Below are 24,838 nucleotides of genomic sequence, written 5' to 3'. Positions count from 1 at the left end.
TTAAATCATCTTATTAATTAATTTTAATTTCTTTTTTAATTCTTTATAACGCTGACTTTTTTCTGGTAATTGCCCCAATAAGGTTTGATAATAATCACTTTTTAATAATCACTTTTCATTAAATAAAGCGCTTTGCTCTTTGTGTAATAAAACACCAAAGGCAATATCTTTTTGTGATTTGACTTTGTGACCGGCCACTTTATTAACAACAATAATTTCGTAAATATAATTATTTTCTTTAATTAATAGTTCTTTTTCAATAAAATATTTTTGGTCTTTAACCCATTGACGTAATAAATAAGGATCATCATTTGGACAAAAAATATAACGACCAATTGTTGTTTGATCTTCTTGAAGAATATCAAAAATAGTACTACTTCCCATCCCGGCAATAATACATGAATCAATTTTTATCCCTTTAACCCCATTTAAGCCATCAGCTAAAATTGGAGTGATAACTTCTTCAACGTCATATTTTTTAATATTGTCAATTGCTTGTTGAAGCGGCTTTGGTGCGATATCGCAAGCATATGCTTTTGTGATTAAATTACCTTTCGCTAAATAAATTGGTACTAAACCATGGTCTGTCCCAATATCACAAATAATATCTTTATTATTAACTTGCTTGGCGATTAACAATAAACGCTCTGATAATTTAGTCATAGTGTTCCCCACCTTATCCTTTAAAGAAATCTTTTAATACTTTTGCTTTTGATGTTGCTTGATTTGGTTTAAATTTGCGAATTGTTTTAGCTTCAATTTGACGAATTCGTTCTCTTGTAACTTTAAATTCCCGCCCTACTTCTTCTAAAGTTTTTGGTGAATCATATTTTGATAAATGTTTATCAATTAATTTGTTTTTACGACTCTGAACTTTTTCAATTGGAGTATCATAGTGAATATCAAGCGTTTTAATTGTTTGAACTAACTCTGGGAAGGTTTCATCTTCACATTCTTTTGCTAGGCGTAACACTGTTCGTAATTTTGTTGGTAAAATCCCAAAACGCATACGAATAACTTTTTCTTCTCGTGCTGATAAAATTTCATGAAAAACTTCGTCAATTACTTCCCGTAATGATTCTTTTTCCGCATATTCATCAGGGGTAAAAATATCTTTGTCATCAACAAAATCACCAAAATGGGTATCATCTTCATCGCCAATTGGTTTTTCTAATGATACTGGTTCAATTGATAATCTTTTAATTTCCCGAACCTTTTCCCCAGTCATTCCTTGCCCCATTCTTTCAGCAATTTCATCAAAACTTGGTTCACGACCTAACTCTTGGGTTAACTGACGCTCAATTCTTGTTAATTTATTAATTGTTTCGACCATATGAACAGGAATTCTAATTGTTCGGGCTTGGTCAGCAATTGCGCGGGTAATTGCCTGACGAATCCATCATGTTGCATAAGTTGAAAACTTAAACCCACGTTTATAGTCAAATTTATCAACGGCTTTCATTAAACCAATATTACCTTCTTCAATTAAATCCGAAAAATCTAATCCCCGGTTTAAATGTTTTCTGGCCACCGAAACAACTAATTTTAAGTTTGAAGTAATTAATTTGTCACGACCATATTTGCGTTCTTCATCATCTTTTGATTCAAGCATTTTAGCATATTTAATCTCTTCTTCACGCGTTAAAATCTTACTTGTTCCTAGGACATTAAAATAAGCTTTAATAATATCTTGAATTTTAGTTTCGTTTGATATTCCCCCAACTTTATATTTAATTTTTTCCTCTGCCGCTTTTTTTACTGGTTTTTCTGGTTGTTCTTCAACTTCTTCGATTCCTGTCACATCGCTAAAATCAACTCCGTTGCTTAGTAATTCCTCAAAATATTCGTCAACATCGTTATCATCAATTTCAAAATGATCATTAATTAAACTTAATAATTTTTCTTGTTCAATTTCATTATTATTTTCTTCCAGATATTTGCTAACATATTCTTTGAATTCCTCAAATGTTTGCATATCCTTAACTTCTTTTTTTGTTAATTCCATTTTATCTACCCCTTCTTAAATTTTAATCGTTGATTCAAATTATCAACTTCATTGGAAATCACTTGTTTTTCCTCAAGTGTACTTGCTTCAGTCATTTTTTTCCGCAATATTTCAATTTCTTTTTCATTTGCATAATCATTAATTAGAATTGCATAATCCTCTAATGCTTTTTTATTATATTTAGTTTTCAGTGTTGATTTATTAAGAATTGTCATTAAAATTGCATTCAGCTGCCCGTCATTAATCTCATCACACAACATATTAATATTAACACTTTCTTCGGCTAAATGTCTATTATAATAATCAATTATATCATTTGCAATTAAACGATAATTATTATTATTTAATGCCCCAATTTTCAGCTGATAAAAATTCATTGCTTGCCGGGAAAATAATAGTTGAAGAATCATTTTCTCTTCCGCTAAGGTGTAACGTTTTAAGTTTTTAATCCGATAAGGCTTTCAAGACAAGATAATTTCATTTGAAGTTGGTGGGTTAATTGGTTCCACAGATGAAGGCTCATCGGGAATAAAATAATTTGCCTTCTCCCTTGGCGCAGAGGTTTTTGTCCCCACCACAGGTGGTTTGCTTGACCCTTTTGTACTAACTGGTTTTAAATTACTCTTTAAATTGTCAATTTTTGCCGCAATTGCTGTTGGCGATAATTTTGTTACTTTTGCTAAATTATTAATTGAGAGTTCCTTTTCAATTGGATCAGGGATTACTTTAACTAAGTTCCCAACTATTGTTAAAAACTCAGCAAGTTCGTTGGCATCTTCCAAATTATATTTGTCCCTAAAATAATTAATAGCAAAATTAACTGGATAATTAGCGCCAGTAATAATCTTAGTAATAAATTCTTCTTCCCCGGCTTTAACTAATTCATCAGGGTCTTTACCAGTTTCATTATAAACAACTTTTACTTTAAAATTATTGACCAGTAATTTCCCAGCTGCTTTTAAGCTTGCTTTAACCCCTGGTAAATCTCCATCTAAGAAAATAATACACTCTGGCGTTACTTTCTTCATTGCGTTAATATGATAATCACTTAAATTAGTCCCCATTAACGCAACCGTGTTTTTAATTCCAATGCGGTTTAAACTAATAATATCCATATAACCTTCAAGCAAAATCAAATTACCACTTTTTTTAATAAATGGTTTTGCCCGGTAGAAATTATACATTACTTGTTCTTTTTTAAAGACTTTTGTTTCTAAAGTATTTAAATACTTTGGTAAATTAGGTTTTTCCTGCACTAAACGACCAGAAAAACCAATAATATTATTTTCATCATCATGGATTGGAAACATTACACGATCATTAAAATAATCATAGATTTGTCCTTTTCCATTAATATTCACTAACCCCGCTTGTTCAATTTCATTAATTGTATAACCTTTTTTTAGTAAAAAATTATATAAACTTTGACTGTTACTATCAGCATAACCTAAGTCAAAAGCCAAAATATCCTCATTGGTAATATCACGCTCTTCTAAATATTGTTTAGCAAGGAGTCCCTTTTTTGTTTGTAAATTATTCATAAAAAAGGTTTTTGCCAATTCATTAATGGCAAAAATCTTTTTATCTTCCTCACTATAACGAGAAACTTCTTGGTAATTTTGGAGTTCGGTTAATGAAACATTGGCTTTTTCCGCCACAATTTTCAAAGCTTCAATAAAAGAAATATTTTTATATTCTTGCAGAAAAGTAAAAACATTCCCCCCCGCTGAACAAGCAAAGCACCGATAAATTTGTTTTTCTGGTGAAATACTCATTGATGGATGGGAATCTTGGTGAAATGGACAAACTGCCCAAAAATTTCGCCCCCGTTTTTCTAACTGTAAATATTCTGATAAAACTTCAACAATACTTACTTTTGAACGAATTGATTCAATTTTTTCATTACTAATTAAGGCCATTACGTTCTCACCTCTTTTTGGTTATTTTAAATGTTCTTTTAAATAAGCTGGTAATTCGCTAATTGCCAGACGAATTTGTTCCATTGTATCACGATCACGAATTGTAACTGCGTTGTCTGTTAAACTATCAAAATCATAGGTAATACAATATGGCGTTCCAATTGCATCTTGACGACGATAACGCTTACCAATGTTTCCTGTTTCATCATAGGTACAATCAAAATCGTTTAATAATGTTTCATACAATTGATATGCTTGTTCATTCAATTGTTTACTTAACGGAATAACAGCAATTTGATATGGTGTTAATAATGGTGATAATTTTAAAACTACCCGACTATCATTTTCACCAATTTTTTCAACTTCATAACTATCAGCTAATAAAGCTAACAATAAACGACCAACCCCCACTGAAGGTTCAATGACATGTGGAATAATTTTTTCGTTTGTTTCTGGATTTAGATAACTTAAATTTTGATGACTATAATCACTATGACTTTTTAAATCAAAATCGCCACGGTCAGCAATTCCTCATAACTCCCCTTGTCCAAACGAAAATTTATATTCAATGTCAATTGTTCTTTTCGCATAATGGGCTAATTCTTTCGGGTCATGCTCACGTAATACATAATTCTCTGATTTTAAACCGATTGTTGTTAAAAAAATTTTAACTTGTTGAACTCAGTAACTAAATCAGTCAGTTTGATCAGCGGGATCATAGAAAAATTCTAATTCCATTTGTTCAAATTCACGCGTACGAAAAATGAAGTTTCCAGGGGTAATTTCATTTCGAAATGACTTCCCAATTTGGCCAACTCCAAATGGCAATTTTTTTCGCAATGAACGTTGAATATTTTTAAAGTTAACAAAAATTCCTTGGGCTGTTTCTGGTCTTAAATAGACAATTGATTTTTCATCTTGCAAAACCCCTTGGTTTGTTTGAAACATTAATTGAAATTGACGAATATCAGTAAAATCATGCGCGCCACAGTGTGGGCAAGCAATTTGTTCGTTGTTAATAAAATCAGTTAATTGTTTATTATCTCAACCCCCACAATTAATGTTAGGATATTTTTCTTCAATTAACTTATCAGCGCGCATTCTTGTTTGACATTTTTTACAATCTAACAATGGGTCAGAAAAATTGCCAAGATGCCCTGATGCTTTTCAAACATTATTGTTCATTAAAATTGCACTATCTAAACCAACATTATATTTTGATTTTGTGACAAAAAACTTTCATCATAAATTTTTCAATTTACGAATAATTTCAATTCCTAACGGACCAAAATCCCAGGCATTAGCTAAACCACCATAAATCTCACTTCCTGGAAAAACAAACCCTTGGGTCTTAAGATGATTAACAACTTCTTCTAACGAATATTTCATTTAAAAATAACTCCATTCTATTCCTTCTGATTTATTATACTATGTTATGCGCTGTTATTTAAAATAAATTGATTTGTCAGCCATTTCTTTAATACTATATGAAAAAATACCAACAACATTTAAATAATACTCACATAGCATTTTAAATAAAAGCATTAATTCCTGATTTGTCACAAATGTTTTATTATCAAAAGCTGTGACGGTAAATTGGTGGTCTTGTCATAAAATAATTTCTTTTATTAATCCAATTGAAAAAAGATAATCTTTTTCAGTAATGCAACCCCTACAAAGCAAGCCTTGATCAATAAAAGAAATTGTCTTAATTCCCTCTTTTTTGTGACAACGTTGACATTTACTAAAATCTCAACGTAAACCATATCATTTCAGCATTTTAAATAAGTAGAAAATTACAATAATTAAATTATCACTGTTATTTAATAACCGGTCTAAACTATTGGTAATTAAATTATATAGTTCATCATCACCAGTTCGCTCTTCAATTACCTGGTCAAGCACTTCCACCATTAAGGTTGCAACTAAATAATCATCATAATCTTTTGCTAATAAATTACGATCTTTAATTAAAACACCAGTTTTTAATTTACTAACTTTATTCTTATGGTAGGACAAAAAGAGTTCAAACTCACTCGTGGCAAATAACTGTAATGAAAACTGGTTTTTTGAAATTGCCTTTCGAACCCCAGGGGCATAAAAACTTAGTTTCCCTTCTTCACGCGAAAAAATTGTGATAATTTGGTCATAATCATTATAATTAATTTTACTAATCACAAGTCCCTGTAAAGTATTAGCCATTCTTAGTAACTCTCTTTGTTATATCCTAAGCGAGCAATCATTGATGGTTTATCACGTCATTTATCAACTACTTTAACAAATAATTCTAAATATATTTTTGTATTTAAAATTTGTTCTAGCTCTTCGCGAGCTTGCGTTCCAATCTTTTTAATTAATTGCCCCCCTTTACCAATAATAATTTTTTTTTGGGAATCACGTTCAACACAAATTGAGGCAATAATTTTTAATAGGGTTGGTTTTTCTTCTAATTTATCAATTAAAATTGCGACACTATGAGGGACTTCTTCTTCCGTTAAAAAAAGAATTTTCTCACGAATAATTTCGCGAATTAAAAATAATTCTGGTTGATCACTAATCATTTCATCAGGATAATATTTTGGCCCAACTTCTAAATGACTTTTTAAAATCGTTAATAAGCGGTCAGTATTATTATTTTTTAAAGCTGAAATTGGAATAATTTCAGTAAACTGATAAAGTTCTTTTCAAGCAGCAATTTTTTCTAGTAACTGGTCATTAGTTACCAAGTCAATTTTAGTAATTACCAAAATTACCGGAACATTACGCTCTTTTAAGGCCTTTAAAATAAAATGATCATTTTGACCAATATATTCATTCGCTGGGACTAAAAACAAAATTACCTCCGCGGCTTTTGTTGACGATAATGCCACTTTGTTCATAAATTTCCCCATTGCATGATGAGCACTATGAATTCCAGGGGTATCCATAAAAACAATTTGCGCTTCATCATCATTATAAATTCCTTGAATCCGATTACGAGTTGTTTGCGCTTTTGGCGAAACAATTGCCACCTTTTGGGCTAATAGACTATTTAATAACGTTGATTTTCCAACATTTGGTCGCCCAACAATTGCCACAAATCCTGATTTAGTTTCCATAATTATGTCTCCTTTTCTGAGTATTACTACTATTTTAATTATAAAACAAAGTCCGAAAGAATAGTTCGTTCCTTAAAAATTAAATGAAATTTGATCATCTAATGATAAATGATTTAAAGTTCCTAAATCTTCAAAAGATTGCATATGTGCTTTGGTAATATTAGTTCGTTTTTGTAAATCAGCAATTGAGATAAAAGGTTTTTCTAATCGCGCGCGGATAATACTTTCCCCAACAGCTTCTCCTAAACCATCAATCGCTGAAAATGGTGGTAAAATCATTTTATTATTATTTTCATCTTTTACAACTTTAAAATTTTTATTATCACTATCTTCTAAACTAATATTTAACATTTTAATTCCCCGCCCATACATTTCCAAGGCCACTTCATAAACTGGAATTAAATCTTTTTCTTTTTGCGATGGTTTATTTTGAAAATTAAAATCTTTAACATCCATCCGTTGTTGGATATCCTGAACAACTTGTTTAATTGTTTCAGGGCCTTTTAAGATTGTTTTAATATCAAAAACATCTGTTCGCGTTGAAAAATATGTTGCATAATATTCCGCTGGATAATTGATTTTAAATCATGCTACCCGTCAAGCCATTAAAACATAAGCTGTTGCATGGGCCTTAGGAAACATGTATTTAATTTTATTACATGAATCAATATATCATTGTTCAACATTGTGTTCTAACATTAAGGCTTGATATTCTGGTAGCAAGCCTTTTCCTTTTCGGACATCTTCCATAATTTTAAAAGCTGTTTTTGCTGGTAGTCCTTTATAAATTAAATTAACCATAATGTCATCACGACAACCAATTACCTCAGAAATTTTAACACCTTGGTTCCGAATTAACTCTTGGGCATTCCCTAATCAAACATCGGTTCCATGTGACAACCCTGAAATTTGAACTAAGTCAGCAAATGATTGTGGTTTTGTATCTAATAACATTTTACGGACAAAAGTTGTCCCAAATTCAGGAATTCCAATTGCCCCGGTTTTTTCGCCATTTAAATCATCAGGGGTAATTGCTAAACTATCTAAATTGCAAAACAAACTCAAAACATTTGGGTCATTTGTTGGAATTGTTTTTGGATCAACCCCAGTTAAATCTTGGAGCATTCGTAATGCGGTGGGATCAACATGGCCTAAAATATCTAATTTTAAAACATTATCATGAATAGCATGGAAATCAAAGTGAGTTGTTAATCACGTTGAGTTAACATCATCGGCAGGAAAATTAACTGGGGTAAATTCTTCAACAATAAAATCATTTGGAATAACAACAATTCCTCCGGGGTGTTGGCCAGTTGTTCGTTTAACCCCTTCACATCCTTTCGCAATTCGTTCAATTTCCGCTTTGCGTTTTAAATGTAAAGCATTTTTTAATTCAAAATAACTTTTAACATATCCATAAGCTGATTTTTCAGCAACTGTTGAAATTGTTCCGGCACGATAAACGCTTTTTTCGCCAAACATTTCTTTTGTAAAATCATGGGCAATTGGTTGGTATTCCCCCGAAAAATTTAAATCAATATCGGGAACTTTATCAGCTTCAAACCCTAGGAAAGTTTCAAACGGAATATCATGTCCTTCCCCAAATAATTGATGCTGACAGTTTGGACAAACTTTATTTGGTAAATCATAACCACAGCGAACACTACCATCAGTAATAAATTCGCTATAGCAACATTCTTTACATAAGTAATGGGGTTGAAGCGGATTAACTTCAGTAATATTACTCATTGTTGCAACGAAACTACTTCCAACACTTCCCCGTGATCCAACTAAGTAACCATCTTGGAGCGATTTATCAACTAATTTATGAGCAATTCAATAAATAACAGCAAAACCATGTTTAATAATTGCTGTTAATTCTCGCTCTAACCGTTCAGCAACAATTGCTGGCAATTGTTCGCCATAAATTTGATGAGCATTTTTATAACATAGTGCTCGTAATAACTCATCACTACCTTCAATTTTAGGAGTATATAGTTTATCTTTAATGACTTGCACTTTTTCAACTTGTTGGGCAATTAGCTTTGAATTAGTAACAACTAATTCATAGGCTAACTTTTCGTCTTGTAAAAATTGAAATTCATTTAACATTTCATCTGTTGTACGTAAAAATTGTTCTGGATAATCTTTTACCCGTTGCTTATAGTCATATAATGGATGGGCTTTGCCCCCAATTCCTTTTGCATGAATATATACTTCCCGGAAAATTTTATCTTCAGGATTTAAATAGTGGGCATCACCCGTTGCTACAACAATTTTATTCATTTCTTTTGCAATGGTAATAATATCTTTAACAATTATTTCTAAACGTTCTTGGGTTAAATCCCCCATTTGAATTAAATGTTTATACACACTTAACGGTTGAACTTCAATATAGTCATAAAAACCTATTGCTAATCGCAATTCTTCTTTTGATTTGTTACGGGCTAACTCAAAAATTTCCCCATTAACACATCCTGAACCAATTAATAAATTAGCTCGGACAGGAGCAAGACAATCTTTTAATAATTTTGGCGAACCATAAAAATATTTTGTATGAGCCTCAGTAACGAGCGTAAATAAATCTTTTAACCCTTGTTGGTTTTTTGCTAAAATCGTAACATGTTTTGGTCGTAATTTATTATAAATTAAAGGTTGATGAATTTGATCAATTTCATCATCAAAGGTAATATTATAGTCTGATGTTAATTTTCGTAATTGATATTCATAAATTTCTGATAAAACATTAGCATCATAATCCCCACGGTGAGCAATTTCTTCATTATAAATAACATTATAACAACGAGCAATTGTTCCCAAGCGATAATTTTTTAGATTTGGTTCTAAGATTCGTGCTAATTGTAAAGTATCAATTACCGTATTATCAATTGTTGGACGGTTCGCTTTTTGCAACCATGACTGAATAAATCCCATATCAAATTCGGCATTATGGGCAATTAAAATTGCATCTTGAAAATAAGCTAGAATATCATCAATGCTATCAATAAAACTAGGTTTATCAACTAAAAGATCATTTGTAATTCCCGTTAATTCTGTTGTAAAAGGTGAAATTGGTTTTGAGGGTTTAAATAAATGATTAACAACCTTTTTTTCACCGGTATTACTATCATAAACAACTGCCCCAAATTCAATAATTTCATCATACTCACTACTTAAACCAGTTGTTTCCAAGTCAAAAATAACATATTTTGCTGTTTTCAAATTATGATGGTGAGGATTTTTAACATATCAAACTTTATTATCTAAAACATCAGCTTCAACCCCATAAATTACCTTTAGATTGGGATATTTTAAACTTGTATTATAAACTTCAGGGAAGGCTTGAACATTAATATGATCTGTAATAGCAACTGCTTGATGTTCTCATTTGTTTAAGGTTTTAAATAAACTAGGAATTTCAATTAAACCATCCATTGTACTCATTTTGGTATGTAAATGTAATTCCACTCTTTTTTCCGGAGTTGTATCTTGGCGTTCGGCATTTTTTTCCTCTAATTTAGTGATTTTTTTGGCAAACAGCATTTGTTCATTAGCATAAGTATCATAACGAATATCCCCAAAAACACTAATTCAATCACCATTTTTTAACTCTTCAATCGCTGTATCTGGTTGTTCATCACGCGAAAAAAATTTGACCCCAATTGAATCAGTTTTATCGGTAATTTGAATTGTATAAATATATTTTTTAGCAGCAGTTTGTACTCGTGCTTTATTAAAAACTTCTCCATGAATCGTAATATTAGGAGTATCTTGATCAATTTCAACAATCTTTTTATATGTTGGTGAAAGTGGATTAGCTTTTGTATAGCCTCCCACCTTTGGTTTAACTGTTACTAAGGGTTTATTATCTTGCTGTTTTTCATCATACGCTAAAGCGGAAGATTGATATTTGCGTAATTCCTGTTCATTAAGTTCTAAAATATTATTAACTGTTTCAATTTGATTAACAGTTAAAGTTAAATTGGCAAAACCATAACGACGAAGTTGTTTTTGATAATAAATACTATGTTCTGTTACTAATTTTTTTTCACTATCTGAGTAAACCGCAATTAATAATTCTTCCCCCACTAAAGTAAACCGATCATTTGATAATTTTCCAAAAAAACTTTGCTTAACTTCTGATTTATTAACGCGAATATATTCAAGATAGCTAAAAATGTCGGTTAATTGATAACTTCTGTTAAGAACTTCAAAACCTACTTTGGTTGGCATTTGCGAATTATTAAGCAATGTTGTTTCCAAAGTTAGCAGTAAATCAACAGGCAAAAAATCATTGACAGCAATGATTACTTTAAAGACTTTATCGGTCGTACTATATTCACTTTTAATAATTTTAGCCCCCATAAAATATTGGTCATCAAACTTTAAATTATTGGCTAAAAATAATCGTTCTAATTGTTGATCCATCTTGCTAGTCCTCCTGGTATTTTAGAAAAAGATATCTTTAATCGTAATTCCTATAAATAATAAAATAAATAAAACAGCGCCCGTAATATTAATAATTAGTTTCGCCTTATTTGGTAAATGTCAATTGGGATTAATGTCCTGATATTTTGTTTTTGCTTGCGCTAATTTTATTTCATCTTTACGATAATATCACATTTTATAGCGACCATTAACTTTTTTACCACTAATAATTATTCCTTCAACTGCTGTTTCCAAAAATTTATAACCATCTAATGGTGGAATTGGAATTAAGTTTAAAACAAATAAATTAGCTGATAACATTGCGACATATAGGAAAAATGGGACCGCGCCATTATCTAAGATTGATGACATTGTTTTAGCAATCCCAACTGGACCAGATAATTGCCCTCATTGACCAGTAAATAATAAGCCAAATGATTTTAAGATTGAAACAGACTGGGTAAAAGTTTCTTTTCAACCGTAACTGTATCCTTGTCATGTTGAGGTGAAAATTCGGTTTGGGGCCGCAATCCCAACAGTATAAGGTCCTTTACTTGCATCAAACCCAATAGCGCTAGTAACTGTTGGTTCCAATAATGGGCCACTAAATTGGTGATGAGCATTAACTGTTCGAATCCGAAAAACAATCGCATCATTATGTGCTGGATTTTTATCATATTGTTTTTTTAAAACATCAATAAAATTATAGACTGTAGTTGTATAATCCGGGATTTGATTATTTTTACTCAAATGACTAACAGTTAATCCTGCCGGATCATCACATTTTTCTTTCCCTTCGGCAAGACAATTATTATAGTCAGTTGCTGCTTGTTCAATTTGAGCTTTATCAGTTCCTAATCAATAATCCAAAATAACAATTTCCTGATTAACCTCTGTTATGTTCGGTGTTCCTTGGAAAGCTTGATAAGCTACCCCTTGTGGGGAATATGTTGCTCCTCAATATGTCATATCATTTGATTTATAACCTAGCGAAGCAAATAAAATTGTAAAAATAAAAACAGCAATAAAAAAATTCATTATTGCTCCGGCAACAATAAACAACAATTTTTTTCAGCGCTTAATATTTTCCATTTTTCGCTGCTCAGGGACAACTTCATCTTCGCGCCCCTTTGGTGGATCGGCTAATTCACTTGCGATATATACATATCCTCCAAAAGGAATTAACCGTAAAGAGTACTTTGTTTCCTTTTTTCCTCAGCTAAATAATTTTGGTCCAAAACCAATCGCAAATTCATAAACATAAGCCCCCGCTAATTTAGCAATAATAAAATGGGCAAATTCGTGAATTGTAACTAAAATTAATAAAATAATTATTCCAATTACAAATCCTAAAATTATCATTCCAACTGACATTTTTTAACTCCTTTGCTAATTACTTCCCGGGACCCTATTTTTAAAATAGGCTTCTATCATTATTCTAATCTTATCATTTAATTCTTTAATTTGTTTATAATTAGTAAGTTTTTTGCCTGGCGTTTGAGCCATAAAATACTCAACATAATTAACAATTTGATAAAACCGCAATTGCTTGTTAATAAATAATTCTCGCAACGTTTCATTGGCGCTAACCATAGCTACCGCTTTTGAATTATTTTCAGTTAAACATTCTTGCGCTAATTGTAACGCTTTTCATCGCTGGTAATCAGCTTTTTGGAACGACAGAGTTAGTAAATTGTCAAAATTAAGTGGTTCAAATAGTCGACTATTTTGACGCACCGGATAAAACAGAAAATAACTCAGTACTTGCAGCATTGAGGGAACAGACATCTGGCCAATAATTGTATTATCATGATACTGAATAGCGGAATGTAAGATTGATTCGGGATGAATGACCGTTAAAATTTGATCAGTTTTAAATAAATGATAAGCTTCTACTACTTCAAAAGCTTTATTCATCATTGTTGATGAATCAATCGTAATTTTAGCCCCCATATTTCAATTTGGGTGGTTAAAAGCTTCTTGGTCATTAATTTCTTCTAATTGTTCTAGCGATAAATTAGCAAACATTCCCCCAGAGGCTGTTAAAATAATTTGTTTAATTGGATTATTTGCCTCAAGACATTGGAAAATGGCACAATGTTCAGAGTCAATTGGATATAATGTGCCATTATTGGCCGTTAATAAATCATTAATTTGATGACCCGCCATCACTAAAGATTCCTTATTTGCTAACAATAAAACACGATTTTTTGTTGCTAAAGCTGCTAAAGTTGGAAATAATCCGGCAAAACCACTAATCGCATTAATGACATAAGCATTAGGAAAATGGTCAAAAAGGTTACGATAACCATCTTCGCCAGTTAAAAAAGTAATTTGAGGAAATTGGGTTGCTAAACTGTTAACTTCTGCTTCCTGTTGAGTAATAACAAATTTTATACTTGAAAATTCAAGTAGAATTTTTTTTAACGCCACAAGGTTTTGACCAGCCCCAACCGCTATTAACTTAAATGAACCGGGACTTTCTCGTAATAAACTTAAGGTTTGTTCGCCGATATTACCACTAGCTCCTAATAAAATTAATTCTTGCATTTATTAAGCCATTACAATTGATGAAATAATAAACATTACAAAGAAGACTAATGAAAATGAATCAAGACGATCAAGAACCCCACCATGGCCTGGTAATAAATTACTAAAGTCTTTAATCCCATAACGACGTTTAATTCATGAAAATGATAAATCCCCAACTTGTGAAACAACTGATAAAATAATTCCTAATAAAACATAAATTACATAGCGCATTGTATTTTGGGCATCATCATTTGAGAAAAAGTTAAACACTCAATTTTGTTCAGGAGCAAATTGAAACATTAAAATCGCATAAGCAATCGCCGCTCCAGCCCCAACAATTGTTCCTGTTACTGATCCTTCTCATGTTTTATTTGGTGAAATACTTGGCGCTAATTTATGTTTCCCATAACTAATTCCCCCAACAAAGGCAAAAGTATCTGTCAAAATAATAATTAGTGCTAATCAAACAACACTACTTCATCCATAACTTGGATTTAGCATGAATTTTGTCATTCCTTTTAAGGCAAAAGTTAAATATAATGAAAAGGCAAAAACAATAAACATTTTTGTAAAAGAAATTTCTTTTGACGCAAAAATTAAACATAAGTAGATTAATACAACAAATAAGTAAACTAATAAAATTACTCAACTATGTAGTCATTCTCAACTAATTAAACTATAAAACGGAAAGTTAAGTTGTGATAAACTATGACCAGCACTTTCAACTGGAAATAAAAATAAGAAAATAATTAAAATGTATGTAATAATTTGGACATAAATTGGTCACTTTGTTCCCCCAACTAACTTTAGGATTTCAAAATTAGCAAGACCCAAAATAACAATGTTAAGACCGATAAAAACATAATCAGCAATTGCTATATTTGCTAAATCAGTTCATTCTGTTGCTACTGCTCCAGTGAAAAGATAGAAAAATAATAAAACAATTAAAACAACAAAAGTTAAATAACGTTGTTGATATTTTTTTTGAAACATTCCTTTTTCTTTGTGCTTTGGCTTAGCCACTTTTTCAACATTTTCAGTATTTGGTGATGTTGAATTTTGTACATTTACATTTTCATTACTCATTATCTGTGATTCCCCCAAATCTTCTATTTCTATTATTATAATCCATAATTGCCGCTAGTAAACATTTTTCATCAAATTCTGGTCAATATTTATCTGAGAAATATAATTCAGCATATCTACTTTGAAATAATAAAAAGTTACTTAACCGTTTTTCGCCCCCCGGTCGAATTAATAAATCAACAAGTGGTAAATCCTTTGTATACAAATGGTTTGCTAAAATTGTTTCGTCAACAACAGGGATTTTTTCAGCAATAATATTATTAATTGCAGACACCATTTCTTCAACAGCCCCATAATCAAAGGCAAAAGTTAAAACCATTCCTTTGTTATCTTTTGTTTTTGCTAAACTATCTTGCAAAATTTCAAGGGTTTTGGGTGGCATTTTTGTTGTTCGGCCAATATGGTTAATACGAATTTGTTCGTTATTAAAATCATTAATTTGCTTATTTTGTAGTAAACGTTGCGGCATGTTCATTAAATAATTAACTTCCCCAACTGAGCGATTTCAGTTTTCCGTTGAAAAGCAATAAATTGTTAAGTACTTAATCCCCATTTTACTAGCTGCCAAAGCAATAGTTTTAATTTGCTTAGCCCCTTGTTCATGGCCATCGGTACGCGCTAATCCTTGGGCTGTTGCTCAGCGACCATTACCATCTAAAATAATCGCAACATGTTCTGGTCCTTTTACACTCATGTTTTTTCTCCTCCTAAAAGATGAAAAATGGAAGATTATACTTCCATTAGTTCTTTTTCTTTTGCAATAGCTTTTTCATCAATTAACTTAATATATTTATCAGTTAATTTTTGAATTTCTCCTTCATAATATTTTTTATCGTCTTCTGTTCCCGTACCATCTTTTTTAATGGTATCATTAGCATCACGACGTTCGTTACGAACAGCTACTTTAAACCCTTCAACTTCTTTTCACATCTCTTTTACTAAAATTTTACGACGTTCTTCTGTTAAAGCCGGGATATTTAAGCGAATTAAATCTCCTTCCGCCATTGGTGATATTCCTAAATCAGATTTATTAATTGCCCCAACAATAGCAGCAATAATTGAGCGATCATAGGGTTTAATTACCAATTGACGCGCTTCAGGGACAATAATATTTGCCATTTGCGTAATTGGAGTCATTGTCCCATAATAATCCACAACAATATGTGATAACATATTTGGATTAGCACGTCCAGTGCGAATTTTAACTAGTTCATTTTCTAAGGCAGTAATTACCTTCTCCATTTTATTTTTTGTTTGTTCTATAATCATATCAGCCATTATTTTTCTCCTCCTGTTACAATTGTTGCGCGTGCTTGCCCATGGGCAGCTTTATAAATATTATTGGCATCGTTAATATCAAAGACAACAATATCAACATTATCTTCCATTGCTAAACTTGATGCTGTTAAGTCCATTACTTTTAAGTTTTTTTGTTGTAAGTCTCGTAAACTAATCTGTTCAAAGCGAACAGCATCTTTATTTTGTTTTGGATCTTTATCATAGATTCCATCAACCCCATTTTTGGCCATTAGTAAGACATCAGCTTCAAGTTCAATTGCTCGAATTGTTGCTGCTGTATCAGTCGTAAATTTAGGTTGCCCTGTTCCTCCGGCTAAAATAACAATTGCCCCTTTTTCTAATAAGGCTTTTGCCTTTTTAAATAAATATGGTGATGCTACTTCTGGCACTTGTACTTTTGAAGTAACAACAACATGCGTACTTCCTTCATTTTTTAACACTGCTTCTAATGCTAAGGCATTCATTACTGTTGCCAACATCCCCATATAATCAGCACTAATTGGATTCATACTAATTGTATCGGCTTGATTTCCTCGTCAGATATTTCCCCCACCAACAACAATGGCAATTTGTAAGCCTTCTTCTTGCAATTTAACAATTTGTTTGGCAATATCATGAATTTTTTGTGAATCATAAATATTATCTTCTGTTCCTAGGGCTTCCCCAGAAATTTTTAATAAAACGCGCTTATATTTCAATCCCATTATTTAATATCCTCTTTTCAATTTTCTCAATTATCATATCTTATTATAAATTGTTTACGACAATAATTAAAGTAAAAAAATAAAATATTTAAAAAAAGAACATTTAATTGTAATATCGTAATGATCCGATATCTTAAATGTTCTTCATATTGTTTAGTTAAAGCCTAAGCCCCCTAAGCCACCCATTCCTGGGATATTTGGCATTCGCCCTGATTTAATTTGACGGGCAATTTCATCAACTTGTTTTTTTGTTTTTTCAAATTGATTAATTAATTCATTATATTCTTTTTCACTACGACCAGAACCTTTAATAATACGGTTTTTTCGTGATAAATGTTTTAATAACCGTGGTTCACGACGTTCCTTAATTGTCATTGATGATAATAAAACTTCCGTTACTTTTAACTTACGTTCCGCATCAGCAATTTTTTCATCACTAACTTTTGGCATCCCCGGAATTAATTTCATTAATCCCCCCATTTTTCCCATTTTTGAAATTTGGCGCATTTGGTTTAACAAGTCTTGTAAATCAAATTGCCCCATCATCATTCGGTTCATCGTTTTTTTCATGTCCCGTTCATCAATGACATCTTTTGCTTTTTCAAATAAGGTTTGGACATCTCCCATTCCCAAAATTCGGTCAGCCATTCGGTCAGGGTAAAAAATTTGTAAGTTACTCATTCCTTCCCCAGTCCCAATAAAACTAATTGGTAATTTTGTTAAATGGGTAATTGATAAAGCAGCTCCCCCACGAGCATCTCCATCTAACTTTGTGACAACTACTCCCGTTAATTTTAATAAGTCATTAAATTCACTAGCAACATTAATAATATCTTGTCCTGTCATTCCATCAACAACAATTAAAATTTCACTTGGCGAAACATTATTTTTAATTTCTTTTAATTCTTGCATTAAATTTTCATCAATATGTAAACGACCAGCAGTATCTAATAAGACAACATCATGTTTATGTTCTTTGGCATATTCCACCGCTTGTTGCGCTGTTAAAACAGGATTTTGGGTTCCCCGTTCAAAAACTTCTACCCCTAAATTTTGCCCAATTGTTTTTAACTGATCAATTGCGGCAGGACGATAAATATCACAAGCTACTAACAACGGTTTTTTATGATATTTTTTTTCAATTAGTTTTGCAATTTTCCCAGTTGTGGTTGTTTTCCCACTCCCTTGTAATCCAACCATCATAATAACAGCTGGTTTAGCTGAAAGATTTAATTCATAAGCTGTTTTCCCAAAAATGTTAATTAATTCTTCATGAACAATTTTAATCATCATTTGCGAAGCATTTAAGCCTTCGTTAATATATTCTCCTTTTGCTTTAGCTTCAACTGCTTTAATAAAATCTTTTACAACGGCATTATTTACATCGGCTTCTAGTAAAGCCAAACGAATTTCACGTAACGTTTCTTGCACTGTTTCATCAGTTAAAGTCGATTTTTTTAAATTCTTTTCAATTGACTTTTTCAAGCGATTAGCTAAAAAATCTCCAATCATGTTATTTTCCTCCTTTGTTATTTTTTTAATCTTTGTTAATTATACCCAAAAATTAGAAAATAACATCTAATCAAGAAGAAAATTAAAGGAATTATCGCAAAAAAAGTCAAAAAAAATAACTTATAATTTAATAATTAATAAGTTATAGTTTGATTGATATTATATTGCTACAAAGTAATAACTAGTTTTTTAGTTACTAATATTTGGTTGGACTGTATTAATAATTGGGCCTTCTTCAACTTTAATACTATCATCTTGTATTAATAATAAAATTCCGGCAACTAAACCAAAAATAAAAGCAAAAAGAATACAGCAAACTCCTAAAGCAATTGATGGTTTTGGATTGTTAAGTTGTTTTTTTGTTAGTACTGTTAATGGAATCATTCATGCTAATGGCAAAATAAAAACAGATGTTAAAACTGTTCCCGCAATCATTAACCCGTAAGAGACTTGGCGCATTAAATTTACCTCCTTCTATTTTCTCATAACATCACGATATAATTTTATTGCTTTATCAATAACCTTATATGTATTAATTATAACAAAAAAAATCAAACCTAAAAGTTTGATTTTTCTTGTTAAATAATTGTTTCGGTAATTCGTAATTCACGGATAATAGTAATAACAATATCACCAGGAACTGATTTATTAGCCTTAATTTTTTCCCGAATATCATAGGCTAATTTATGAGTTTCTTCATCTGTTTTTTGAACTGGGTTAACAATAACTCGGATTTGTCGACCTGCTTGCACGGCATAAGCATGATCAACCCCGGGGATACTTTCACAAATTGTTTCTAATTCTTTCATTCGCGTAATATAATTTTCTAACGTATTATTACGACTTCCTGGTCGCGCGGCCGAAATTGTATCAGCAGCAGACACTAAGACTGAATATGGGTTTGTTGGAGGAACTTCACCATGATGAGAATGAATAGCATTAATAATAATGTCACTCTCATTGCATTTTGTTGCTAATTTAACTCCCAATGTTACATGGCTTCCTTCATTTTCAAAATCAATTGCTTTACCAATATCGTGTAATAATCCAGCGCGAATTGCAATACTTGGTTCTAACCCTAATTCACTAGCCATAATACCAGCTAACTTTGCAACTTCAATTGAATGGAGTAAAACATTTTGACCATAACTTGTCCGGAATTTTAACATTCCTAAATGTTCAATTAAACTAAGATCAATGTTAGTAATTCCTAATTCCTCAACTGTTTGACGCCCAACATCTAAAATTAAGACATCAAAATCATTTTGCTCGTTTTTAACAACCTCTTCAATCCGATTTGGTTGGATTCTCCCATCAAGGACTAATTTTTCTAGGGCTCGGCGAGCAATTTCCCGACGAATCGGATTAAATGATGATAATTGCACTTGGTTTGGGGTATCATCAATTATTAAATCAACCCCCGTTGCTAATTCAAAAGTTTTAATATTATGGCCATCTTTCCCAATAATTCGCCCCTTCATATTATCATCTTCTAACTCTAAAATCGCTGTTGTTTTTTCAATAACAGTATCCGTGGCATAACGTTCAATTGCTGTGGTAATAATATCAATTGCCTTATTTTTGGCGGTTAGTTTCGCCGCTGTTTCAGCATTTTTTAAAAAAGCCCCAATTTCTAATTGATATTTATCGCCAATTTCTTTAAACAAAATTTCTTTAGCCGCTTCACGAGAATAACCTGATACTTTTTCTAATAAAGTAATACTTTCTTCAACTAATTGCTTATAATATTTTGTTGTTGTTTCTAATTCATTTTGTTTGCGAAAAAAAACTTGTTCTTTTTTATTTAACCCTTCTTCCCGCTCATGAATTAATTGTTCACGTTCTGCTGAAAATTTTTCGCGTTCTAAAAACTCACTTCTTTTTCGATCAGTTTCATCTTTCGCTTCTTGACGAATTAAAGCTGCTTCAACTTTCCCTTCCGCCTTGGCAACATTAATAATTTTTTTTGCCGTTTGTTCAGCTTCTAATACTTTTTGTTTTATTTTCCGTTTTAAACGAAAACGCAGATATTTCTCAATAATATATCCTAGTACTAAGCCACTTAAGCCGACTGAGATAACTATTATTATTCATTGGTATGTTGCCATTGTTGTGACTTTCCTCTCTCCATGTTTGACGAACAGAAGTAATTAAAATATGTTGCCAAAACTTAATTGTTAATCTTTTTTTCTTTACTTATACTATACTATTTTTTCACCGAAAATACTAGGGATATTCATATCTTGATGGTGATTTTCCAAAATTTTGCAAAAAAAATATAATGACAATAATGTCATTATATTTTTTTAATTACCTAATAATGATTTATTTATGAGGGCTAAATGGTTCAATTACTAACAACGTATTTGGTTCTTCACGTTTTAAAACTTTTTTATCAAGATCATAATAATCCCCATTTGACATTGCAATTCAATCTAATAAATCTTTAATTTCTCCTAATTCTTCCGAAAAATCAATAATAAATCAATCATAGAATTTTGTTGTTGTTAAATCATTACGAGTTGATGCATCTTTTGCTAATTTATTAGTTAATTCAGCAAAGTAAGTTCTTTTCTCTTTGTATGCTTCAACAATCTCTTTCAGGTTATTATATTTTTTATATTCGGGCAACGTAAGGCTATCTAATTGAAAATGAACATCAGATTGCATCATGAAATTCATAATTCGACGTTGATGTAATACCTCATCTTGACCTTGCACTTGGAAATAATGGCTAAAACCAGGGAATCCTAACCGATCTGCATTGCTACTTAAGTTATAACAAAATAATTGCATTTTTGCATGTTCAGTTAAATATGTTTGTAAATCTTTTACACTATCTGTTGCTACCATTTTTTACACCTCTTTCCTATGCTATTATTTTACTCCAAAATAAAAAAAGATAAACCTAATTCGGAATATCCTTTTTTAATCAAATTAAACTTTAAAAGTTATTTTCTTCTTAGCATAATAGCATTCAGTTTCTTTCACCTTAAATTTAGAAATTTCAAGCCTATTATTCACAACATTTAACTCTTCAAAGCTTAATAATTGTTCAAGCGGAACTGTTAAAACATTTGTTTTAGCGGGATTTAAGTGCGGATAAATTTTACGCCAATAGGTTTCAATTTTTTCCTTCATGCTTTGCTCTGTTAAAACTGCTGTCATTGCCGCCATGATTTCTGCTTTTGATACTTTATTATTTTGTTGATTAACAACAATTCTTTTTTGATTAAAAATTGGGGTCAAATCTAACTTATTATCAATTACGACAACAAGCTCATCTGTGAAATAGTTTTCCCGATTATTAATGGCTTTAATTTTAAAACTAAAATTAACTACTTCTACTTTTGGATTTTCATTTGCTAAGAAATTTTCAAATGTAAAGTACTTATCAAACTGTTGGGGTGAATAACCTAAATATTGCATGGCATATTTTTTAATGGCTGCAGGTAAAGTATTATAATAATTTTCTTCTCCCAAAATAAGGTTTTGTTCTAAATAACTTTTGAAATGTCAATTATTAAGGGTTTGATAATCAACATATTCTTTTTCATATAAAAATCCGTTTTTACGATAGTGATATGGTGCAACAAACTGGGCAAATAAAATAATTAATAAACCAGCAAAGGCAATTAATAATAAGACAGTGTAATCCGCAATACGATTATTTTTAATAAATAACTCTGTCTCATTTTCCCGTTGAGTTTCTAAAATAAAGCGAATAATATTTCAACCCAAAAAGTAAAAACCAGTTTGAACACCTGAACGTGTAATAGTATAACCTTCCGGATTATTTAATTTTGTTAATTGTTGAGAACCATTTGCTCACCAATGAGTAAGGCGATTTTTAATTTTACATTTACCAGTCTTAACACTAACTGGTTCAATTGTTTCTAATTGCGCTTGGTTCGGATAATTTTTAAAGTAAGCCTTATTTCAAGCCTGTGATCAAGTCATTTTTGTTAAATCATCTTTCCGATGGAAAAAATGCTGCATCGAATATTTTAAATCAAATGGATATTGTTTGGGATCTTTTTTTCATGGTTTTTTTGAACATCATTGCCCAAAGTTTGGGACAATAAAAGTAATAACAACTCATAAAATGAAATTAAAGAATGATTCATATAAAAAGATTGGCTGACGATAAACAATTTCTGCTTGCCCTAAAGCATTAATCACTGTTTCAGGATGCATCCCATCTCATGCTCAAGCATTATCGCGGATAAAGGCTGGTAACCAGGATAAGGCATCATAAGTTGTGACGTTTCCTAATAATTCATGGTTAAAAAAGTTTCCTCAGCGACCAATAATTTGTCCTAGTAAAATGTTAGGAATAATGCAATCAGCATAAACTCATAATGAAACATGAGATGAACGACCAACAACACCAAATATTGTTAACCCCACAATTGCTCCAAATAAGACTCCCCCATGAATACTCATGCCGGCTTCTCAAAAGGCGAATAATGAGAAAAATGGGATTGCCCCTCGTGATGAGATTCAAGGATCATCAACAAAAGTATTAACTTTTCCAAAAAAGCTAGCTCCAAATAGGGAAGCGGGAATAATTAAGAAAACTGACCAAATTAATGGTTCAATTGGAATGCGACGGCGTTTTAAACGGAAGTAACTGACCAAAATGGCCGCGATCATTCCTAATGTCATAAAGACTGCATACATATGAACTCAACCATAATTGGCTAAAATATTATGCGGGGTATTCTCAGGAGTAATTGTGCTAGGATCTAGAGGTGATGATAAGAAATTAAATAACATTGCTAGTTTCCTCTCCTTTTTTATTAAGATATGTTAATTATATACATAGAATTAAGATATCCTCAAAAAAAATGAAAAATTATTCTAATCCTAAAAGGTTAGCAAAAATTTTTCAGCATTCTTCCCGGCCAATTTTATCTTTACTTGATGTTTTAATAAATTCATCACTTGTTTTAAACCCTAAAGCTTCTTTAATTAATTTTTCATTTTTATTAATATCATTACGTTTTAACTTATCTAATTTTGTTCCAATAATTACTGTTTTAAGATGATGATACTTTAAAAACTCATACATTGCTAAGTCATCACTAGTTGGCAGATGACGTAAATCAATCAGCAAACAAACAAATTTTAGATTATCCCGGGCTGTTAAATAGTCTTCCATCAATTGACCAAAAGCATCTTTTTGATCATTGCTAACACGAGCAAACCCATAACCAGGAGCATCAACAAGACGAAAAGTATTATTATTTACACTAAAAAAATTAAGCATTTTAGTTTTTCCTGGTTGTTGAGAAACTTTAGCAAGTTGTTTATTATTAGTTAGCATATTTAAAAAACTTGATTTACCAACATTACTACGCCCTAAAACACAAATTTCCATTAAATCATCATCGATTCAACCAGCCTTATTTACAGCAGAAGTTAAATATTTGGCATTTTTAAATTTAAACATTGTGACCTCCTTTTTGCTTATTAATTTCATACATAATTACGGCACTAGCCTGACTAACATTTAAAGACTCAAGTTGAGGATTTATGTTAATTTTTAAATTTAATTGACTCATTGCTACTAATTCTGAACTTAAACCATTACCCTCATTGCCAAACATTAATGCAACTTTTTGGCTGGTTGGAAGAGAATATTGGTCTAAATAAACTGCTTTTTGATTTAATCCAGTTGAAATAAGATAATAGTTTTGTGCTGCGGCTAATTCTTGTAGGACATTCAAATAATTTGTTTTCAGAACTTTTAGATTTAATTTTAAAAAAGCGCCCTGCGAAGCACGCAAAACTTTCTCATTAAAAATACTGACACTATCGCCAAGAATTAAAATATTATTAAAATTAAACCCTAGGGCTGTTCGTAATAAAGCGCCCATGTTCCCAGGATCTTGGACATTTTCTAAAATTAACATATCGGTGCTAAAATCAAGATAATTGTAATTTTTTAATTTATTTAAATCTAAAACAGCAAAAACATTTTGACTATTAACACTTCCTTTTAATTTATTAGCAACATGTTCACTCACAATTGTTAAAGGAATCGTTGGTGCTGTTGTTATAAAATAATCTTGGTGTTCTTTTGTAGTAATAATTTCTACTAGCGCTAAAGTCTTTAATGCTTCCTTAATAATATTTCAACCTTCTACTAAAAACTTAGCATCTTCATTTATCTTCGCACCATTTTTTAATTTAATTAAGGCTTTGATATGGTCGTTATCAGTTGAATTAATTTCTCTAATCATTTTGCTG

The 24,838-nt window shown here is 31.2% G+C and carries 20 protein-coding genes; all 20 read right to left on the bottom strand.

Translation table 4 applies throughout. The features are described 5' to 3' along the window. Positions 1 to 663 (bottom strand): tRNA (adenine(22)-N(1))-methyltransferase, encoded by a 663-nt coding sequence (locus SSYRP_RS01745; protein ID WP_016340593.1) that lies wholly within the window; start codon positions 661 to 663, stop codon positions 1 to 3. Positions 664 to 676: 13 nt separating this feature from the next. Continuing rightward, positions 677 to 2,005: a sigma-70 family RNA polymerase sigma factor gene (locus SSYRP_RS01740; RefSeq protein WP_016340592.1), complete on the bottom strand. Its 1,329-nt coding sequence runs from the start codon at positions 2,003 to 2,005 to the stop codon at positions 677 to 679. Positions 2,006 to 2,010: 5 nt separating this feature from the next. Continuing rightward, positions 2,011 to 3,924: a DNA primase gene (gene dnaG, locus SSYRP_RS01735; RefSeq protein WP_016340591.1), complete on the bottom strand. Its 1,914-nt coding sequence runs from the start codon at positions 3,922 to 3,924 to the stop codon at positions 2,011 to 2,013. Positions 3,925 to 3,945: 21 nt separating this feature from the next. Beyond that, positions 3,946 to 5,313 (bottom strand): glycine--tRNA ligase, encoded by a 1,368-nt coding sequence (locus tag SSYRP_RS01730; RefSeq protein WP_016340590.1) that lies wholly within the window; start codon positions 5,311 to 5,313, stop codon positions 3,946 to 3,948. A gap of 54 nt (positions 5,314 to 5,367) precedes the next feature. Then, a complete protein-coding gene (gene recO / locus SSYRP_RS01725) occupies positions 5,368 to 6,126 on the bottom strand; it encodes a DNA repair protein RecO (protein ID WP_016340589.1) in 759 nt (252 codons plus the stop codon). Positions 6,127 to 6,128: 2 nt separating this feature from the next. Beyond that, positions 6,129 to 7,022 carry a GTPase Era gene (gene era, locus SSYRP_RS01720; RefSeq protein ID WP_016340588.1) on the bottom strand — a complete coding sequence of 298 codons (894 nt, stop codon included), beginning with the start codon at positions 7,020 to 7,022 and terminating at the stop codon, positions 6,129 to 6,131. A gap of 72 nt (positions 7,023 to 7,094) precedes the next feature. Next, positions 7,095 to 11,450 (bottom strand): PolC-type DNA polymerase III, encoded by a 4,356-nt coding sequence (locus SSYRP_RS01715; protein ID WP_016340587.1) that lies wholly within the window; start codon positions 11,448 to 11,450, stop codon positions 7,095 to 7,097. Positions 11,451 to 11,471: 21 nt separating this feature from the next. Further along, the gene (locus SSYRP_RS01710; RefSeq protein ID WP_016340586.1) at positions 11,472 to 12,824 is read right to left on the bottom strand and encodes a site-2 protease family protein; all 1,353 of its coding nucleotides are present in this window, start codon (positions 12,822 to 12,824) and stop codon (positions 11,472 to 11,474) included. Between the two features lie 15 nt (positions 12,825 to 12,839). Further along, positions 12,840 to 14,000, bottom strand: a complete 1,161-nt coding sequence (gene dxr / locus SSYRP_RS01705) for a 1-deoxy-D-xylulose-5-phosphate reductoisomerase (protein ID WP_016340585.1) — start codon at positions 13,998 to 14,000, stop codon at positions 12,840 to 12,842. A 3-nt stretch (positions 14,001 to 14,003) separates the two neighbouring features. Beyond that, a complete protein-coding gene (locus SSYRP_RS01700) occupies positions 14,004 to 15,068 on the bottom strand; it encodes a phosphatidate cytidylyltransferase (protein ID WP_016340584.1) in 1,065 nt (354 codons plus the stop codon). Continuing rightward, on the bottom strand, positions 15,061 to 15,762 hold the full coding sequence (gene uppS, locus SSYRP_RS01695; protein ID WP_016340583.1) for a polyprenyl diphosphate synthase: 702 nt from the start codon (positions 15,760 to 15,762) through the stop codon (positions 15,061 to 15,063). Before uppS ends, SSYRP_RS01700 begins: the two co-directional genes overlap by 8 nt. 35 nt (positions 15,763 to 15,797) lie before the next feature. Beyond that, the gene (frr, locus tag SSYRP_RS01690; protein WP_016340582.1) at positions 15,798 to 16,346 is read right to left on the bottom strand and encodes a ribosome recycling factor; all 549 of its coding nucleotides are present in this window, start codon (positions 16,344 to 16,346) and stop codon (positions 15,798 to 15,800) included. Then, positions 16,346 to 17,071, bottom strand: coding sequence for a UMP kinase (gene pyrH, locus SSYRP_RS01685; RefSeq protein ID WP_016340581.1), 726 nt, complete (start codon positions 17,069 to 17,071; stop codon positions 16,346 to 16,348). Before pyrH ends, frr begins: the two co-directional genes overlap by 1 nt. 153 nt (positions 17,072 to 17,224) lie before the next feature. Then, positions 17,225 to 18,583: a signal recognition particle protein gene (ffh, locus tag SSYRP_RS01680; RefSeq protein WP_016340580.1), complete on the bottom strand. Its 1,359-nt coding sequence runs from the start codon at positions 18,581 to 18,583 to the stop codon at positions 17,225 to 17,227. A 189-nt stretch (positions 18,584 to 18,772) separates the two neighbouring features. Continuing rightward, entirely contained in the window at positions 18,773 to 19,042 is a 270-nt protein-coding gene (locus tag SSYRP_RS01675) for a hypothetical protein (RefSeq protein WP_016340579.1), read from the bottom strand. Between the two features lie 119 nt (positions 19,043 to 19,161). Continuing rightward, positions 19,162 to 20,691: a ribonuclease Y gene (gene rny / locus SSYRP_RS01670; RefSeq protein ID WP_016340578.1), complete on the bottom strand. Its 1,530-nt coding sequence runs from the start codon at positions 20,689 to 20,691 to the stop codon at positions 19,162 to 19,164. A 217-nt stretch (positions 20,692 to 20,908) separates the two neighbouring features. Further along, positions 20,909 to 21,436, bottom strand: coding sequence for a ferritin (locus SSYRP_RS01665; protein WP_016340577.1), 528 nt, complete (start codon positions 21,434 to 21,436; stop codon positions 20,909 to 20,911). An 84-nt stretch (positions 21,437 to 21,520) separates the two neighbouring features. After that, positions 21,521 to 23,362 (bottom strand): prolipoprotein diacylglyceryl transferase, encoded by a 1,842-nt coding sequence (locus SSYRP_RS05160; RefSeq protein WP_016340576.1) that lies wholly within the window; start codon positions 23,360 to 23,362, stop codon positions 21,521 to 21,523. A gap of 79 nt (positions 23,363 to 23,441) precedes the next feature. Then, positions 23,442 to 24,038 (bottom strand): ribosome biogenesis GTP-binding protein YihA/YsxC, encoded by a 597-nt coding sequence (yihA, locus tag SSYRP_RS01655; RefSeq protein ID WP_016340575.1) that lies wholly within the window; start codon positions 24,036 to 24,038, stop codon positions 23,442 to 23,444. Then, positions 24,031 to 24,831, bottom strand: a complete 801-nt coding sequence (locus tag SSYRP_RS01650) for a TrmH family RNA methyltransferase (protein WP_016340574.1) — start codon at positions 24,829 to 24,831, stop codon at positions 24,031 to 24,033. Before SSYRP_RS01650 ends, yihA begins: the two co-directional genes overlap by 8 nt. Positions 24,832 to 24,838: the final 7 nt, after the last annotated feature.

The sequence above is a fragment of the Spiroplasma syrphidicola EA-1 genome, from assembly GCF_000400955.1.
GTDB lineage: Bacteria > Bacillota_I > Bacilli_A > Mycoplasmatales > Mycoplasmataceae > Spiroplasma > Spiroplasma syrphidicola.
Note: the sequence above shows the minus strand (reverse complement) of the source record. Positions and strands in the feature narration are given on the sequence as shown.